Source organism: Limosilactobacillus mucosae DSM 13345 (assembly GCF_001436025.1).
In the GTDB taxonomy this organism is placed as follows: domain Bacteria; phylum Bacillota; class Bacilli; order Lactobacillales; family Lactobacillaceae; genus Limosilactobacillus; species Limosilactobacillus mucosae.
Genome location: NZ_AZEQ01000026.1, coordinates 1 through 16,682 on the forward strand (window position 1 = coordinate 1; position 16,682 = coordinate 16,682).

General features: G+C 47.0%; 17 protein-coding genes. 7 read left to right on the forward strand and 10 right to left on the reverse strand.

Annotated features, from left to right (window positions below; genetic code table 11):
* From FC47_RS09215 to FC47_RS09235, 5 genes are all read right to left on the reverse strand, one after another.
* On the reverse strand, positions 1-191 hold a 191-nt coding region (locus FC47_RS09215; protein WP_275453125.1), incomplete at its 3' end, for a phosphoenolpyruvate-utilizing N-terminal domain-containing protein.
* Positions 192-326: 135 nt separating this feature from the next.
* Positions 327-989, reverse strand: a complete 663-nt coding sequence (locus tag FC47_RS09220; protein ID WP_056968711.1) for a Crp/Fnr family transcriptional regulator — start codon at positions 987-989, stop codon at positions 327-329.
* A 181-nt stretch (positions 990-1,170) separates the two neighbouring features.
* Entirely contained in the window at positions 1,171-3,570 is a 2,400-nt protein-coding gene (locus tag FC47_RS09225; protein ID WP_034541162.1) for a phosphoketolase family protein, read from the reverse strand.
* Positions 3,571-3,864: 294 nt separating this feature from the next.
* Complete coding sequence (locus tag FC47_RS09230) at positions 3,865-4,668, reverse strand: Cof-type HAD-IIB family hydrolase (protein ID WP_081036774.1); 804 nt, start codon at positions 4,666-4,668, stop codon at positions 3,865-3,867.
* 10 nt (positions 4,669-4,678) lie between these two features.
* Positions 4,679-5,407 (reverse strand): GntR family transcriptional regulator, encoded by a 729-nt coding sequence (locus FC47_RS09235; RefSeq protein ID WP_056968712.1) that lies wholly within the window; start codon positions 5,405-5,407, stop codon positions 4,679-4,681.
* Positions 5,408-5,676: 269 nt separating this feature from the next.
* Between FC47_RS09235 and ybaK the strand changes: the two genes are divergently transcribed.
* The 3 genes from ybaK to FC47_RS09250 all read left to right on the forward strand — a co-directional run bounded on the left by ybaK (position 5,677) and on the right by FC47_RS09250 (position 8,438).
* A complete protein-coding gene (gene ybaK, locus FC47_RS09240) occupies positions 5,677-6,177 on the forward strand; it encodes a Cys-tRNA(Pro) deacylase (RefSeq protein WP_006500799.1) in 501 nt (166 codons plus the stop codon).
* A 6-nt stretch (positions 6,178-6,183) separates the two neighbouring features.
* Positions 6,184-6,924: a hypothetical protein gene (locus FC47_RS09245; RefSeq protein ID WP_033934981.1), complete on the forward strand. Its 741-nt coding sequence runs from the start codon at positions 6,184-6,186 to the stop codon at positions 6,922-6,924.
* Positions 6,925-7,004: 80 nt separating this feature from the next.
* Positions 7,005-8,438 (forward strand): C69 family dipeptidase, encoded by a 1,434-nt coding sequence (locus FC47_RS09250; RefSeq protein ID WP_056968714.1) that lies wholly within the window; start codon positions 7,005-7,007, stop codon positions 8,436-8,438.
* Positions 8,439-8,492: 54 nt separating this feature from the next.
* Here the strand turns inward: FC47_RS09250 and FC47_RS09255 are convergent, their stop codons facing one another.
* Positions 8,493-9,866, reverse strand: a complete 1,374-nt coding sequence (locus FC47_RS09255) for a Na+/H+ antiporter NhaC family protein (protein WP_056968715.1) — start codon at positions 9,864-9,866, stop codon at positions 8,493-8,495.
* Positions 9,867-10,267: 401 nt separating this feature from the next.
* On the opposite strand from FC47_RS09255, the gene FC47_RS09260 reads away from it, so the two are divergent.
* On the forward strand, positions 10,268-11,089 hold the full coding sequence (locus FC47_RS09260) for a sugar phosphate isomerase/epimerase family protein (protein WP_056968716.1): 822 nt from the start codon (positions 10,268-10,270) through the stop codon (positions 11,087-11,089).
* On the opposite strand, the gene FC47_RS09265 is transcribed toward FC47_RS09260, so the two are convergent.
* The 3 genes from FC47_RS09265 to FC47_RS09275 all read right to left on the reverse strand — a co-directional run bounded on the left by FC47_RS09265 (position 11,086) and on the right by FC47_RS09275 (position 13,099).
* Positions 11,086-11,604: a DUF1836 domain-containing protein gene (locus FC47_RS09265; protein WP_006500804.1), complete on the reverse strand. Its 519-nt coding sequence runs from the start codon at positions 11,602-11,604 to the stop codon at positions 11,086-11,088. The two genes, FC47_RS09260 and FC47_RS09265, sit on opposite strands and share 4 nt — an antisense overlap.
* Before the next feature lie 89 nt (positions 11,605-11,693).
* Positions 11,694-12,218, reverse strand: a complete 525-nt coding sequence (locus FC47_RS09270; RefSeq protein ID WP_006500805.1) for a hypothetical protein — start codon at positions 12,216-12,218, stop codon at positions 11,694-11,696.
* A 17-nt stretch (positions 12,219-12,235) separates the two neighbouring features.
* A complete protein-coding gene (locus tag FC47_RS09275) occupies positions 12,236-13,099 on the reverse strand; it encodes an ATP-binding cassette domain-containing protein (protein ID WP_048345717.1) in 864 nt (287 codons plus the stop codon).
* A gap of 155 nt (positions 13,100-13,254) precedes the next feature.
* Here FC47_RS09275 and nrdI point away from each other — a divergent pair, with 155 nt between their 5' ends.
* Together nrdI and FC47_RS09285 are read left to right on the forward strand one after the other, a co-directional pair.
* On the forward strand, positions 13,255-13,713 hold the full coding sequence (gene nrdI, locus FC47_RS09280; RefSeq protein ID WP_033934976.1) for a class Ib ribonucleoside-diphosphate reductase assembly flavoprotein NrdI: 459 nt from the start codon (positions 13,255-13,257) through the stop codon (positions 13,711-13,713).
* A gap of 92 nt (positions 13,714-13,805) precedes the next feature.
* On the forward strand, positions 13,806-14,735 hold the full coding sequence (locus FC47_RS09285) for an aldo/keto reductase (protein WP_056968717.1): 930 nt from the start codon (positions 13,806-13,808) through the stop codon (positions 14,733-14,735).
* A 52-nt stretch (positions 14,736-14,787) separates the two neighbouring features.
* Here the strand turns inward: FC47_RS09285 and FC47_RS09290 are convergent, their stop codons facing one another.
* The gene (locus FC47_RS09290) at positions 14,788-15,219 is read right to left on the reverse strand and encodes a VOC family protein (RefSeq protein ID WP_006500809.1); all 432 of its coding nucleotides are present in this window, start codon (positions 15,217-15,219) and stop codon (positions 14,788-14,790) included.
* Positions 15,220-15,477: 258 nt separating this feature from the next.
* Between FC47_RS09290 and FC47_RS09295 the strand changes: the two genes are divergently transcribed.
* Positions 15,478-16,644: a CynX/NimT family MFS transporter gene (locus tag FC47_RS09295; protein ID WP_006500810.1), complete on the forward strand. Its 1,167-nt coding sequence runs from the start codon at positions 15,478-15,480 to the stop codon at positions 16,642-16,644.
* The last annotated feature ends 38 nt before the right edge of the window (positions 16,645-16,682 follow it).

The window sequence follows — 16,682 nt, forward strand, 5'->3', positions numbered from 1 at the left end:
CTCTTGGCGTTCTGCTTGATGGTGGCCAGGTCGGCAATCGAGGCGCTGAAGGCTTTTTCAACTCGCTCATATTCCGCAGCCGGATCATCAATCGTTTTCTTTTCAAAGCTCAGATCCGGATCGATCAGCAGATATGCTTTAGCAATTCCAATACCGTCACTGGCGGCAATTCCTTTAATGATTTGTGGCATAATTTTTGTCCCCCTCATCAATTCTCTAAATGTCAACCGTTTGACATATATTAACTTCGTATATTATAAACCGTTATCATTTTCATTTCCACCATTATTTAAGCGTTTGCATTGGCGTTACTGCAGCACCGAATCTTAAAACTCGGTCAAGATTTCAATCTTACGGGCTGAATGCCTGATCAATCCTTGACGCTCAAGAACCTTAAGCTTGCGCGAAATCGTTTCTGGCGTTGTACCAAGATAGGTCGCCAGGTCTTTTAGCTTCATTGACAGCATAAACTCGCTTGAATGTTTTGCCTGCATCTGTTCTTTCAAATAATCCTTAAGCCGTTCTTCAACCGAATCCATCCCCAACAGATGATTTTGCATCGCCAGCTGCCGATTCCTTTTTAAAGTCAGCTGCAGCAGCCGCATGGCAATTGAAGGATACTGGTTCAGTAACTTAGCAAAATCTTCATAGGATATCGTACAGATCTCAGAAGTTTGCTCTGCCTGGGCAAAGGTATCGGTATTCTCAATTCCAAACAGCCAGGCCTCGCCGTCGTGTTCACCGGCTGCCAGCATTCTTTGCATCTGTTCCTGTCCAGATGGCGAAAGTTGATAGATCTTGACCGCGCCGCTTTCCACAATAATCATTTTCCCTGCTTGAGCCGGCGTTAAAATCTGGTCGCCACGACTAAACCGATGATGACGCACCAGACTTTCGACTTTCTGCTGATCAGATAAAGCCAGCTGATTAAACAACGGTACGGTCGCAACACAAAGATGCTGTTGATGATGATGAATGTGATTTGTCATAATTGTCGCCCCTTAAAGTTGGTATCCCAAGTATAAACGAAGCTGATTCGATAAAAAATTGATTTAGATCAATAAACATTCTTTGCACTGATATCGGCCTAAAAAATTGCAAAACAAAAGCCGCCCGATTCAAATGAATCGAGCGGCTTTCATATTAAGGTTTTAGTCGAGCGAAGTTAAATTACTTCAGACCCTTCCAAGTCCAGTCTTCAACTTCTGGCAGGTCCTTACCTTCAGTACGGATGTAGTGGTTGTGCTTGTCAACCATGTTGTCCATTTCGTTTACGAAGGCAGCAGCCTTTTGTTCGTAGCCAGGTACGCTCAGGATAGCGTCCTTAGCCAGGTGGAACCGGTCAAGTTCGTTCAGCACACGCATGTCAAATGGCGTCGTGATGTCACCATTTTCTTGGTAGCTGTGGATGTGAACGTTGTGGTTGTGACGGTCAAAGAACAGGCTTTGGATCATGTCACGGAAGCCGTGCCATGCGAAGATAACTGGCTTGTCAGCCGTGAAGTAACGGTCGAATTCTTCGTCAGTCAGACCTTCAGCGTTCTTGTCAGGCGTCATCAGCTTCATGATTTCAACAACGTTGATGTAACGAATCTTCAGTTCTGGGAAGTTGTCGTGCAGAATGTCGATAGCTGCCAGAGCTTCTTCAGTTGGTTCCGTACCAGCAGATACGAAGACAACATCTGGTTCTGCGCCTTGGTCAGTAGATGCCCAGTCAACGTAGCCCAGACCGTGGTTAACGATGTTAGTAGCTTCGTCGATGGAGAACCATTGCAGACGTGGGTGCTTGGACGTAACGAAGACGTTGATGCATTCGCGGTCGTTGAAGGCCTTGTCGGATACAGCCAGCAGTTCGTTAGTGTCGGCTGGCAGGTATTCCTTAACCAGGTCAGCACGTTCCTTTTCGTACAGGTGAGTCAACAGACCTGGATCTTGGTGAGTGTAACCGTTGTGGTCTTGTTGGAATACCGTAGAAGTGTCAACAAAGTTCAATGCTGGGTAGTCATGACGCCAGTATTGTTCCTTAGCCTTACGCATCCACTTCAGGTGTTGAGTCAGCATGGAGTCAACGACACGACCGAATGATTCGTAAGTAGCGAAGAAACCGTGACGACCAGTCAGCGTGTAACCTTCCAGCCAACCTTCTGCTTGGTGTTCGGAAAGTTGTGAGTCGATCATCCGACCTTGACGTGCCAAGTCTTCATCGTTTGGTTCGTGAATGTCTTCCATCCATTGACGCTTGTCGTTGTCCAGAACAGCGTACAGACGGTTGGACTTGGATTCGTCAGGACCAAAGCCGCGGAAGTTGTCTGGGTTCAGCTTGAACATTTCGTCCAGGTACTTGCCCCATTCGATCATGTCTTGCTTCTTAACAACACCATGGCCTTGTACGTCAACAGCGTACTTGCGGTAGTCTGGCATAACCAGTGGCTTAGGATCCAAACCACCGTTAGTGATTGGGTTCATAGCCATCCGCTTGTTGCCTTCTGGCGTGTTAGCCGTAACCTTGGCAACTGGAGCACCGTTTTCGTCGAACAGTTCTTCTGGCTTGTAGGACTTCAGCCAGTTGATCAGCATGTCCTTGTGTTCCATGTCGTCTTGTGCGACTGGAATTGGAATTTGGTGAGCACGGAATGAGTTTTCGATTGGGTTACCATCCAAGTCCTTCTTAGGACCAGTCCAACCCTTAGGTGCGCGCAGGATTACCATTGGCCATTGTGGCATGGAGTCGTCACCAGTTTCACGAGCGTGCTTTTGGATAGCCAGGATGTCTTCAATAGCAGCATCCATCGTCTTAGCCATTTCTTCGTGAACTTCCATGGTGTCCTTGTAGCCATCAAAGCCTTCGCCGTTGTAAGCGGAAACGAAGTATGGCTTCCAGCCCATACCTTCGAAGTACTTAGTAAGTTCTTCATCGCTCATCCGAGCCAGGATCGTTGGGTTGGAGATCTTGAAACCGTTGATTTGCAGGATAGGCAGAACGGCACCATCCTTGATTGGGTTGATGAACTTGTCAGAGAACCAGGAAGCAGCCAGAGGACCAGTTTCGGCTTCACCGTCACCGATTTCAACAGCTGCGATTTGGTCTGGGTTGTCCAGAATTGCACCTACACCGTGGGACAGGGAGTAACCCAGTTCCCCACCTTCGTGCAGTGAACCTGGCGTTTCAGGAGCAGCGTGTGAAGCAGTACCACCTGGGAAGGAGAAGTGCTTGAACAGCTTAGCCATACCAGCTTCGTCTTGGGTGATTTCTGGGTAGATTTCCGTGTAGGAACCGTCCAGGTAAGAGTTGTTGACCATAACTTGGCCACCGTGACCTGAACCTTCAATGTAGAACATGTTTACATTGTATTTCTTGATAACACGGTTCAAGTGTGCATAAATGAAGTTTTGAGGAACAATCGTACCCCAGTGACCAATTGGCTTTGGCTTAACGTCGGAAGGCTTCAGTTCGCGACGCAGCAGTGGGTTGTGCATCAGGAACAGCGTACCAACAGAAAGGTAGTTGGCTGCCCGCCAGTAAGCGTCAACAGTTTCCAAGTATTCCTTGGAATCGTAATTTACTGCCATCGATATTACACTCCTTAAATAAAATAACTACGTTCTGACTATAACGTCTCGTAAACCTCAATCAATTTACGCTATCTATGATATAGGATTTTTTCTAAAAGTCAACCTTTTTGAAAATTGATACGGTCCAATTATTAAAAATCCATTTCAGCCTTTATTATAAAAGGCTTTACCAAAGCTGCTCCGATTGATTGAACACCCAAATTTTAGCAGAATTTCTGCGAAAAAGGCGTGTTTTTCACTCTAAATTTTTGCTAAGAAACCAAAAAAGCCCGCCTCAAATCGGGCCGGCTTTTAAACGTTCAAATCAAAACGTTCAATGATCTTATTTAACACGCCGTTCTCATCATTGCTGCCGCAGCGGAATTTGGCGGCCGCAATGGCTTCAGGAGCACTTTGCGCCATGGCATAGCTCTCGCCGGCTAATTTCAGCATGGTGGCATCGTTTTGTCCATCCCCAAACGCCATCAGCTGACTGGGCTGCCAACCACGAGCTGCCAAAAGCCGCTTCAAGCCGGTTGCCTTATCCATCCCAGGAATGATCAAGTCCATGTTGCCATAGCCGCTTGATACGGGATGAACGATCTTGCCAAACCGCTTGATGACCTCATCCATCCAAAATCTGGTTTCTTTTGGCGGAACATCCATCATAAACTTAACTACCGGATCATCAATATCAGCCAATGAATTGATTTGCTGCATGTGGATATAATGCGGCTGAACGCGTTTTACAAATAATGGGTCTTCATCGGCAAATGCAAAGGCATGATGCCGTCCCGAAATAATCAAATGGCCGCCTGGGATAGAGCGGAAAAACGCAACCAGCGTCTCAACCTGTTCTTTAGTAAACTGACCACAGTAGATCTCTTGACCACGATCAATCAGCTCAACCCCGTTTTCAGCAACGAAAGCCATGCCATCTGCTTCTTTGGGAAAGCGTTTTTCAACCAGCTGATAGATTGGATTGCCGCTGGCGACGACAAATTCAACGTCTTTTGCCTGCAGCTGAGCATAGACTTTTTCAAACAGCGGTCGATCAAACGTGCTTTGTGAATTTAAAAAAGTACCGTCCATATCAACGGCAATTGCCTTAATCAAATTGATCCCCCTAATCCTGGTTTAGATTGACAAACGTATTATATTTCATGTATTGATAATGCACGCGCATGTTTGAGACTTCAAATGGCGTTCCATCATCCAGGAAAAAGACGCCTTCCATAATACCGACTGGCTCGGTAGGTTCCAGATGCAGCTCTTTTTGGTCCTCATCATTGGAAGGCGAAACCGAAATCGTCATAAATGAGCGCGTAACAGTTTTATTCTGTGATTCTTCCAAATAGTTGAAGATCGATCCTTCGACAATGGCTGGCGAAAGCGTCGGCATGATTTTAATTGGAATATAACCCGTTTCAATCATGAACGGCTGATCGTCAATCAAGCGCAGCCGTTTGATTTGATAGACAAAATCATTGTCGTTTAAAAAAAGATCCTGTTGAATTTCTTGGCTGGCCGGCACGACTTGATAATTCAAAAGCTTGATGCCCTGTTTCTTGCCATCAAGCTTGAAACTGTCGGTAATCCCCAGATTGCTGCCCTCATAGCGAAACATCGCTTGATTTTTTAAATAGAGCGGGTTGATAAAGGTCCCCGAACCACGTTTCTTAAAAATGATGCCCTGCTGCGCCAAGATTCCCAATGCCCGCTTGATGGAACTGCGGCTGACCCCGTAGTCGCTGCTAAGGCTGCGTTCATCGGGAAGCTTCATATTCGCATAGTCGCCATTGAGTATCTTATGTTTTATATCGCGCATTACTGAGCGGTATACTAAGTCTGCCATGTAATTACCCCTCGGTCGGTCCATCGACCCCTGTCTTAACTTGTAGTATCTAAATCAGTTCATAGTATATCAAATCTCATGATAATTGGTTACCATTTTTACGTTAATTGGTCCGTCCCAGATTTGACAAAAACTTGAAATTTAATACCCAATCTTTAATTGGACACCTAATCATCGCCTTATCAATTCTGACAACTCATGTCATAATGGGCTTGCAGTTTTTGATTAATTACCTGGCTGATATTTCAATTTATTTAAGGAGACCATTTATGAGTAAGAAAAAACAACGCATTAAAAAAACTCAAGTCGAACAGATTCTTGATAAGCACCACATCCCCTATCAGCAAATAGTCTTTCCAACATTTGAAGATGGCGATGTCCGGTCATTGCAAGTTGATCACCTGGGCATCGATGAGCATCTGATCTATAAGACGCTGGTACTGGAAGGGCCAACCACCGGACCATTAGTCGGCGTAGTGCCAATTGACAGCCACCTTGATGAAAAGGCCTTAGCGCGGGTTTCCGGCAACAAAAAAGTCGACATGGTTCCATTAAAAAATCTGCTTAAGACGACCGGCTACGTTCACGGCGCCAATACCCCCGTTGGCATCTGGGAAAAGCATAAGTACCCGATCTTTATCGACAATGATGCCAAAGCCAGCGAGCAGATCTACGTCTCATCTGGTCAGATTGGTCGTTCCGTCGCCGTCAATGCCGAAGCACTGGCTGAATTGGTTCATGCCCAGTTTGCCGACCTGCAGCAGCATTAAAAGATCATGAACGGCTATTTTAAAGTCTTAGGCGCGCTGGGACTCTTTTTGGTAATGATCCCAGTACTCTTAGGGACATTAACCGTTATGATCAGTCGCCGCAACAAGGCCCTGTCCGTTGTCATCGGCGGCTTTTATGCTCAGATCCTTCTTGGCGGCATTGGCGTTGTCATTCATGAGCTGAGTCATCTGCTGACGGCATTGTTTTTCGGCCATCAGATCGTCAGTTTTCGGCTGCTGCATGTGCCTGATCCGCATAATCCAGCTGACAACGCTCTTGGCTATGTCAATCACGCCTGGAACGAGCGCAGTTTTTATCAGCGTGTTGGCAATGTCTTTATCGGGATTGCTCCAGTTGTTGGCTGTACGCTGGCAATCATTGGTCTGACCCAATGGCTGGTTCCTGGAATCTTTACGCTTTGGCATGCCCTGATTACTCAGACTGAGGCGCCGCAGATTCATCTGGCGGCTGGCCGCACGATTCTATGGCTGATTTTGATCGGCAACATTGCCATTGGCGGTTTTGATCTTAGCAGTGCCGATCTGGAAAACTCCGCCACTGGTCTGATGACTTTGCTTATTGCCTTTTTGGCAGCGGCATTGATTCTTTGTCAGTTTACGACGGGATCAGTCGTTGCCCAGACTTTGCGAACCTGGCTGGCTCCTTTTTATTGGTCATTGGCATTTGCCCTGTTGATCAATCTGCTGATGCTGGGAATTTTGAGTCTGCTGAGCCGTTTGGGATAATTGACCTGCTATTCAGATACGCTTAGAATTATTTTTATAATGCAATTAGGAATCTTTGTAAAAAAAAGAAGGTCTAAAGAATGAAGAAAAATCTGTCTGCCTGCACTACGGTTTTAGTCGGTAAAAATGCTACCATTGATGGCTCAACCATGGCTGCCCGTAACGATGATACGTTTGGTCCCCTGACTCCACAGCGCTTCGTTACCTACCCGGCATACCATAACCAGCCCAACCAGGTTAAGGCCTACCTTAACAAATGCGTGGTTGATCGTCCTGCCGATGGTTACCGCTACCAAGGAACGCCCAACGTCAACTACAAAACGGAAGGCGTCTTTGATGAAAGCGGCTTTAACGAAAAGAACGTTGGCATGAGCGCCACGGAAAGTACCTATTCTAATGAACGGGTGCTGGCCTTTGATCCATTGGTTGAAGATACCGGCATCAACGAAGATCTGATCGTTGCCGCCACTTTGCCCTTTATCAACAGCGCGCGCGAAGGGGTTCAGTACCTGGGACAATTGATCAAAAAATACGGCTCTGCAGAAGGCAATGGCGTAATCTTCAGTGACAAAAACGATGTCTGGTATATGGAAATCATTACTGGTCATCACTGGGTTGCCCAGCGAATTCCTGATGACTGCTACGCGGTAACCGGCAACCGCATCGCCATTCAGGAAGTTGATTTCAATGATCCTGATAACTTTATGTGGGATGACACGATTCGCGAGTTCGTGGCAGAACACCATCTGAATCCGGATCGCGATGGCTGGAACTTCCGCCACATTTTTGGTACAGCGACCGTTTTTGACCAGCACTACAACACGCCTCGGCAATGGTATGGTCACAAGGTTCTGAGCCCAGACGTTGAGATGGATCCCCTGGACTTTGATCTGCCATTTGTTATGAAGGCCGACCACAAGATTACTCTGGAAGACGTTGAAGAAGTTTTGAGCAGTCACTACCAAAACACGCCTTACGATCCGCTGGGCCACGGTACGGATGAAGAAAAGCACATGTTCCGGCCAATTTCTTTGAATCGAACCCAAAACTCGCACATTCTGCAGGTTCGCCCTGATCTGCCAGAAGCAGCCTCAACGATCATGTGGATGAGCTTTGGGATTCCAACGTTCACGCCATACGTTCCATTCTTTGGCAATGCCGCGGATGTCGATGCCAGCTACAAGAACACGCCTAAAGAGCTCAACATGAATCTGAAGAGCGCCTACTGGATGTACCGGGCACTTTCTATGATCGTTGAAAGCCATCATGCAGAGTTTTTGCAGGCTGATCTTGACTACCTCAAAGACGCCCGCCAATACTTCTACAAGTGGATCGATGAAACTGCCCCACTTGCTGAAGGAATGGACAACAATAAAGCAAGTGACGTTTTAAGCGAGAAGACGCATGAAATGGTTGCCGAAATGGCTAAACGCACCAAAGAGCTGATGAGCCAGCTGATCATGCACGGTCTGGAGCTTTCAAAACTGACCTTTATTATGGACAAGAATCTCTAACATTACTAAACCCCCGCATTTCAGCCGAGATGCGGGGGTTTTGACTGTTTTTGATCAAGCCGTCGCCTGCTGTTTTTTCGATTTTGGCAATGCTGCTAAAAGCAGAGTCACCAATGGATTAAGCAGCGGGTAGAGCGTAAAGGCAACGTAGCCGTAGTCATGCATGCTTAAGGTTCCAGCAATGAAGATGCCACTGACGCTCCAGGGTACCAGTGGATTGATGTCGGCCCCGCCAGCTACTAATGAGCGCGTCAGCATGTTTTGGGAAAGCTGCTGTTCTTCGTAAGCTGATTTGAAAGCCGTACCTGGCAGAATTTCAGAAAGGTATTCCTCGCCAATCATCACATTGACGGCGACCCCACTGACGATCGTTGCCAAAACCAGCTTAAATGGCGTATTGACCAGTTTCTGCAGGGCAATCAGCAATTGATCGACGACTCCGTACTTCATCAAAAGCCCGCCCATCGACAAGGCACAAAGGATCAGTGCAATCGAGTTCAGCATATGAGTAATGCCGCCACCAGACATCAACGAGTCAAGCAGCTTACTCCCATGCATCTGAAAGCCATTCATCAACAAACTGCTGATCTGAGCAAACGAGAGCGATGGCGTCCAGATCTTGGTCAAAACCAGGGCCGTAAACGAGCCAGCCAATAAAGTAGGAATTGCCGGCACCTGTCTTAACGACATAACCAAAAGTACCAGAATCGGCAGCAGCGACCAAGCACCAACATGAAAACTGGATTTGAGCGCGCTGCTGATAACGTCAACACGTGAAAGGTCCGCATTGATATTTTTAAAGCCGATTACCGCGTAGATCACGGCAGCCGCAATTGCTGCGGGGATCGCGGATTTAGCGGTGTTTTTCAAATGTTCCGGAACGCGATTACCGATCAGACTCGTGGTTAGATTGGAAGTATCGGACAGCGGTGATAGATTATTGCCCAAAAAGCCGCCCGCGACGATGGCCCCAGCCGTCATTGCATCGCTAAAGCCTAGAACGTGGCCAATTCCCATAAAGGCCAGGCCCAGCGTTGAAATCGTCGTAAATGCATTACCCACGATGATGCCAACGATGCCGCAAGCCAAAAAGACAGTAGGGATAAAAAATTTGACCGAAACCAAATCAAAGCCAATAACCATGATCGTCGCAATCGTTCCTGAGGCCAGCCAGGTACTGATCAACAGCCCAATCATCATAAAGATCATCATCGGAATAATTCCTGGTTTGATCCCTTCAGCAATCCCATCGATAACCTGCTCCCAGGTAAAGCCGCGCAACCTGCCGTAAAATAAAAGCAGCGTAAAGACGCAGAGAATCGGAATCTGCGGGCTCATTTTGTATTTGATGATTAAAGTTCCCAAAATCAAAAACATAACGACGATTACGCCGAAACTTTCTGTCATTTTCAAATGCCGCTGTTCCATTGACCATTCATCCTTTCCAAAATAAAAACCGCCACGCTGCTCCGTGACGGCAAATTTGATGAATCATCAATCGCCACGGGACGGCCCGCGGCGGCATCATGTCAAGCTTCCGCGGATACAAGCTGTTGCGTGCCTGCATCCATAACGAACACAACCACTATCATTTACAGATAGCGTTGATAAGACGTTGCCTTAGCAAATGCTTGAACCATGATTTCATCTCCGTTTTCCAAGTTATTGGCATCATTATAAAACCATTAAATTAGAAATTCAATATAAAATTAGACTTTTTTAATTTTAGTAATGGAACTTTGGCTTGGCAAAACAATCAGCTCGTGTATTCCACGCTGATTGCCCTATAATAATTAAGATAATCTGTTTTAGAGGATGGCGATTAAAAAATGAAAATACTGCTTGGACTAAAGGGCAGCAGCCAACGCGCTCAGATCGACGACCGGCTGCAGCATCATCCCGACGTCTATGAATTCTACACCGACGCAAGCGACTTCACGCCCAATGGCTATCAGCACTTATATGAAGCCGTTCAATACGTGCAGAGCCGTGGCGTCAGCAGGATCGTTCTGCACCATCCAATGAAGTTTGGCGCTACCCACGCTGAGATCGTAGCCCCTGAAAAACAGTTTCCTGAACTGTATCGTTTTGTTGAAGAAACCACAATGCAGCTGATCGATTTGGCTAAGGATCTTGACGTTCAATGCCTGATTCACGGCGCCTATGCTCAGGAAACAACTGAATACATCGACTGCTATCCTAATCTGGTAGCCGCCCAGCAAGCTGCATTTGATCGCCTGGATCGTTTTGCCAAAGCTGGCGGCAGTCACATCATGTTTGAAAACTCCATCGCGCCGGTATTTGCCTATGGCGATCCAGCAATGGAAGACGAGATTTTAAGTCATCATTATCGGCTGGCCTTTGATATCTCGCATTGCTTCATCTGGCTGCACGGCAATAATCAAGGCCTGCAAAAATCGCTGCGGCATTTAAAGGACCAGATCGTTCATTATCATTTGGTCGATTCAATGGGGCAAACCCATGACAGTCTGCCACTGGGAACCGGCAAGATTGACTGGCGCGGTGTCTTGCCATGCTTGAATCCTGATGCTACCAGCATTTACGAGATCAATCTCTCCAACCAGGAAGACTGCCAAGAACAGCTGCAGAGTCATGCTTATCTAACCAGACTGGCTCAAGCACTTGATTAGCCCTTCTTGACGTCGCGCGGCTGTTGAGTTTCCTGCATGGTCTTTAGCAGCTCGGCAGCCTGCATCCGGTTGAACAGCGTTTCCACAACGTAATTGATCAGCTGGTCATTCACCGGGTCAAGCTGATTGTCGACCGCTGCTGATTCATTATGCAGCCGGGCATTCATCAAGTCGACGAAGCGATCATAGGCCTGCTGCGGATAATTATTGATCGTAACCTGTTTGATGCCCTCATGAATTGAAGGAATCGAAAAGCTGCCCTTGAGCATGGCAATCATAATCACCGCGGCCAGCTGGTAGCGTGAGTACTTCTTTTTTACTGGCGCCATGATGATGCCTTTTTTAACATAGTTGTTGATCATCGACTTGGTAATCGGCGCGATGCCCATTCCCATAGCGCGATCATTAACCAAGGCAACAACCTGGTCGACATAAAGATCCAAGTCTGGCAGCTCATCCCAGTGTGGCAGCTGAATCTTGCCCAGGTTAGCTTGCCAGCGTTCAAAACTCGTCATTTTGGTTCCTCCATTTCGAGTAATTAGATAGTCTTCGAAACCAGTATACAGCATTACTACATTTGATTGGTCGTTAAAGCATTCATAATTTAGTCTTCGATGCCCACAGATTGATTGCGGTATTGATCAGTCGTCAATGCCATCTTCAATACATTGGCGGCCTGAGCTAAACCAACTGCCTGTCCCGTTAGCGGCTGGCCCTCGCCAATAATCTTTAAGGCTGTTTCGCGTGGAACAATTGGCAGCGCCCGCACGATCACATACGGAAACTCCAGCTCGTCAATCATCTTAATCGCATATTGATGAGCCAATACCATATCCAAAGCCGATTTGCCATACCATTTCTGCAGCTGTCCATCAGTGGCATCATCGGCTGTGCCGGCAATTGAGAGCATTACGATCTTTGCTGGCGTTACGTTACTGTCATCAATCAGGTCAACCAGGTCATAGACATCCTGGTCAACCGGATCGTCAGGCTTAGGCAGCCAGCACAAGACGTCTTGGCTTTGCAGCTTAAAATGAAAACTTGGCTCTACCACAGCATCCGGCAGCAATGACAGCAGGCGCTCGCGCAAACCATCATTACGCCGCCCAATCAATACGATTCGATTCATAATCTCACCTCATTTTACTAGTAGGTCATCAGTTCGTCTGCTACCGTGGCATCCTCAATCCGAACGTCAGTAATCGTACTTTGCTCCAGCAGCGGCAGAATTGCTTGAATATTGCCCGCGTATAAAAAACGGGTTTCTTGCGGCGCTTCTTCCAGAATTCTGGCTCCCAGCTTCTGGGCCGTCTCAATCGGAAATCCAGTGCCGAAAACCGTGACTACGCAGTCAACGCCGCTTTGGGGATGCAAATGGCGTGTCGAGGTCAAATAGCCGCGGCTGAAATAATAAATGTCATCAGCGCAGCTCATCATGGTCGTCATATTGCTGCTGGTCATCAAGATCAATGCATCAGTCTTTTGAGCATAACTGCGCAACAGCTGCCAAACTGCCTTTGCTTCCCGCGGTGTCAAGCCATCCGTTGCGTGGTCAAGCAAAAGAACAGACGGCTGTTTGACCAGCAGCAGAATTATGCTCAGCTCAATTTTTTGGTTTCGATTGAGGCCTCTGATTACAAGCTGCCAATCCAGATCAAACTGGCTTAGAATCTGACGGGCCTGTTCATCATCAATTGAATTGGCACTGCCTTTTTGCGCTTGACGAATCGCACGCTGAATCGTCCAACGATCCTTAAATCTAAGATCATCCAGCATCACCAGCGACTTTTCTGGATGGCGAAAAGTCTTTAAAGGCTGGTCGTTGATCTGAATCATACCACTGGTTGGCTGACCATGTTTGCGCAGCAATGAAAACAGCGTCTCACCAAACAGCGGATCATCACTGCAAAAAGCTACTACGTTAGGCGACTGCAGCGTCAGGTCGATATTTGACAACCGACTGCCATTATCGGCTTCAATCGTCAAATTATGCGTGACTATTTCGACCATGGAAAATCATCCTTTCTAAGTCGTTTGCTTTTATTATAACGTGGTTGCGGCACCAAACCATTTTTAAACTAAAAAGACAGTGTCAACTGCTCTAAAAATCGGCTAGAATATAAGTTATCGACTATTAATTAATAAGAAAGAGGAAATCAAACGACATGAACATCCTTTTTATCTCTATCGAGGGCAACACCCGCTCATTTCTGACCCGCTTGCAGGCATACGCCCAACAGCAGCACAGTTTCAACCCGCAGCTGCCCACCATCAATCTAAAGGAAATTACCGATCAAACACTGCCGGCAGCCGAAAGCGAACCATTTTTTGCTTTCGTGCCAACTTATCTGGACGGTGGCAATGGCTTTGACTCTGGCGTTAAAGAACTGATGACCAATGCTTTGGGTGAATACATCGCAGAAAACGATAATGCCAAAAAGTGCTTAGGCGTGGTTGGCAGCGGCAATCGCAATTTCAACGAACAGTACTGTCTGACAGCCCGCAAGTATGCCTATGAATTCAAGGTACCATTCTTGGCTGACTACGAGCTGCGTGGTACCAGTCAGGATGTTGAGCAGATCTACGCTATTCTGACCAAGCGCTGGCAACAGGTCAACGCCTAATCAACAATATTTTCGGCATGGCAGTCTTTGGCCATGCTTTTTTAAATTCTTAATATTTCACGTGAACAAATAGTTTTATAATAGCATTAGTAATGGTATCGATTTCATGCAGTAATGGAGATGATTTTTTGAATCAAAATTTGCAGCCAAAAGTTCGGCTAAACAATGGTCTTTTAATGCCGCAGATTGGCCTGGGCGTTTGGAAGACCCCGCTTGAAACGACCCGGCAGATGGTTTGCGATGCCCTGACGAACGACTATGTGCTGCTGGACACGGCCAAGCAGTATGGCAATGAAAGCGCGGTTGGTCAAGGAATGCAGGATGCCTTTCAATCTACCGGGCGTACCCGAGCCAGCGTTTTCTTGACTACCAAGATCTACAATGGCGATCAAGGCGACTACGACCGCGTACGCAAAGGATTTGAAGGCCAGCTGCAAGCTTTGCAGACCGATTACGTTGATCTGTTACTGATGCACTGGCCGGTCAACGACTTATACAACCAGACCTGGCAGGCAATGGAACGAATCTATGCCGATGGTCAGGCCAAGGCAATCGGTGTCTGCAATTTCGATGTTGAGCGCATGCGTGATCTATTGGACCATGCCCAGATCACGCCCGCCATTAATCAAATCGAGTTCAATCCCAAGATTCATCAGCCAGCCATCGTCAATTTCTGCCAGCAGCATGATATCCAAATGGAAGCCTGGTCGCCACTGGGGAATGGTACGCTCCTTCACGAACCGATTATCGAAAAGATTGCGCAAAGTCATCAAAAAACGCCAGCTCAAGTTGAACCGCGCTGGGCTTTGCAGCATGATCTGATCGTAATCCCTAAAACCACGCACCCACAACGCATGCGGGAAAATGCCGATCTTTTTGATTTTGAACTGTCACCAGCCGAATGCATGCAGATCGATACTTTGGATACCGAAGAACATGCCATCTGGTACGATAAATTCAAATGGTCAGGCAATCCTAATGGCATCGATAACGTGATTGCCGATCCCGCCAGCTTTGAATAGTAAAAAGCGAATCCAGTCGTCAATGACCAGATTCGCTTTTTGCTTCGTCAATTTATTCTTGTGGGATTCCTGCGCTGATCAGCCAGGTAATGCCGTACTGATCAACGATTTGTCCCAGATTGCCGCCCAGTTCATGCGGTCCAAAAGGCAGGGTTACGCGCTGTGCGTCGCTGGCAGCCAAACGATCAAATAATTCCTTGGCACCTGCTTCATCACCGCCAAAATCCAAAAGCAGGGAAATCAGCGAAGAAGTCTGGGGATTGCCCATCGTTGCATCGGCACAGACGATTTTCTGTCCGACAATTGAAAATTCACCGTGCGCTGTCGTGGCATCCAGATCATCCAATGCCAAGCCAAGATTTTCAGCTTGTTCTGCTGAAAGCGGCTGACGGTAAATGATCTCGGCGCCAAATTGTTCCACGTAATAATGCATGGCTTCGCGCGCATTTTCAAAAGTCAAATACGGATAGATTTTTGCCGTCATAATTTTCCTCCGATAAAGTGTTCTTTTAAATTATAGGGAGCCACGGGTCATTCGTCAAATCACGACTTCGATTCAAAAAAGAGCTAGGTAAGCGCTAATGGTCGTTTATTGCGACGAATACTGCATTTTGACGTTCATATAGATTTTGTTGCATGTAAATCGTTAAACTTTGTGCAGATTCATGTTACAATGACGTGGTCTTAGAAAAAAGCGGAAATAAATAACCAACTATTCATTAATCAAGAAAGGAATGATATTTTGAACAACACGCGCAAACACAGCGCCTTTCTGGTTTTAGGCATTTTCCTGCTGGGCGCCTGCATGCGGACGCCGGTAACCTCGATCCCTTCAATCGTTGGCGAGATTGCCGCCTCATTTCACGTTGCCACTACCAGTCTGGGGATTTTAACTACGATTCCTTTGATCTGTTTTGGTTTGGTCGCGGTCGTAGTACCAATGATCGGACAAAAGCTTGGCAATGAATTGACGATTGCCATTGCCCTGCTGATCTTATTTGCCGGCTCTTGGCTGCGGGTTCTCAACTATGCTTCATTAATGATCGGCACGCTGCTGGTCGGCATTGGGATTACTTTTTTGAATGTGCTCCTGCCTGCCATCATCACTGAAAACCTGCCTGACAAGATCGGTTCAATGACCAGTCTTTATAATGTTTCATTAGCGCTCTTCTCAGCAATTGGTGCTTATGCCATTACCCCAGTTGCGCAAAACAGCAGCTGGCAGTTCTCAGTAATGCTCCTCAGCATGCTGGTGTTGGCGACATTGGTATTATGGCTGCCAAATCTGCGTTTCAACCAGCGTGGAACCAGCGAAGCCACCAGTACTGGCATCAACATGTGGAAAAACAAGACGGCTTGGCTGATTTTGGTCTACTTTGGTCTGTCATCATTCGTCTTTTATACAACGGTTGCCTGGCTGCCATCAATTGCAATCAGTGCCGGTTTAAGCAGCAATCAGTCAAGTCTGATCGCGGGGCTGTTCCAGCTGTTCTCCATGCCAGGAGCCTTTTTAGCGCCATTATGGGCAACCAAGCTAAGCAATCGAACACCGCTGATTCTCGGTGCCGGTATCTTCACGATTCTGGGGTATCTTGGCTTGATGATGCCATTTCATAGCTTTGGCTGGTTTGTCTTTGTCAGTTTGATCTTGGCAATCGGAACCTCGGCAACGTTTGCCCTGATCATGACGCTGTTCAGTTTAAAGACCAAGACGCCGGTTAACACGGGAAAACTGTCCGGCATGGCTCAATCATTGGGCTATCTGCTGGCCGCATTTGGTCCGATGCTCGTCGGTAATCTTAAGGCTGCCAGCGGTTCATGGTTTGCCGGTGAACTGACTACCATGCTGGTTGCCGTTGTCTTCACCATTTTTGGCGTTTTGAGCGAACGCAAGCCTTACGTCGACTAATTACTGATCATCAAAAAGAGGCTGGGAATTAACTATTA

What these genes read in the sequence shown, in the direction of transcription:
- FC47_RS09220 (WP_056968711.1), bottom strand. Translation starts at nt 989, where the DNA reads ATGACAAATCACATTCATCATCATCAACAGCATCTTTGTGTTGCGACC.
- FC47_RS09225 (WP_034541162.1), bottom strand. Translation starts at nt 3,570, where the DNA reads ATGGCAGTAAATTACGATTCCAAGGAATACTTGGAAACTGTTGACGCT.
- FC47_RS09235 (WP_056968712.1), bottom strand. Translation starts at nt 5,407, where the DNA reads ATGGCAGACTTAGTATACCGCTCAGTAATGCGCGATATAAAACATAAG.
- ybaK (WP_006500799.1), top strand. Translation starts at nt 5,677, where the DNA reads ATGAGTAAGAAAAAACAACGCATTAAAAAAACTCAAGTCGAACAGATT.
- FC47_RS09245 (WP_033934981.1), top strand. Translation starts at nt 6,184, where the DNA reads ATGAACGGCTATTTTAAAGTCTTAGGCGCGCTGGGACTCTTTTTGGTA.
- FC47_RS09250 (WP_056968714.1), top strand. Translation starts at nt 7,005, where the DNA reads ATGAAGAAAAATCTGTCTGCCTGCACTACGGTTTTAGTCGGTAAAAAT.
- FC47_RS09255 (WP_056968715.1), bottom strand. Translation starts at nt 9,866, where the DNA reads ATGGAACAGCGGCATTTGAAAATGACAGAAAGTTTCGGCGTAATCGTC.
- FC47_RS09260 (WP_056968716.1), top strand. Translation starts at nt 10,268, where the DNA reads ATGAAAATACTGCTTGGACTAAAGGGCAGCAGCCAACGCGCTCAGATC.
- FC47_RS09265 (WP_006500804.1), bottom strand. Translation starts at nt 11,604, where the DNA reads ATGACGAGTTTTGAACGCTGGCAAGCTAACCTGGGCAAGATTCAGCTG.
- FC47_RS09270 (WP_006500805.1), bottom strand. Translation starts at nt 12,218, where the DNA reads ATGAATCGAATCGTATTGATTGGGCGGCGTAATGATGGTTTGCGCGAG.
- FC47_RS09275 (WP_048345717.1), bottom strand. Translation starts at nt 13,099, where the DNA reads ATGGTCGAAATAGTCACGCATAATTTGACGATTGAAGCCGATAATGGC.
- nrdI (WP_033934976.1), top strand. Translation starts at nt 13,255, where the DNA reads ATGAACATCCTTTTTATCTCTATCGAGGGCAACACCCGCTCATTTCTG.
- FC47_RS09285 (WP_056968717.1), top strand. Translation starts at nt 13,806, where the DNA reads ATGGTATCGATTTCATGCAGTAATGGAGATGATTTTTTGAATCAAAAT.
- FC47_RS09290 (WP_006500809.1), bottom strand. Translation starts at nt 15,219, where the DNA reads ATGACGGCAAAAATCTATCCGTATTTGACTTTTGAAAATGCGCGCGAA.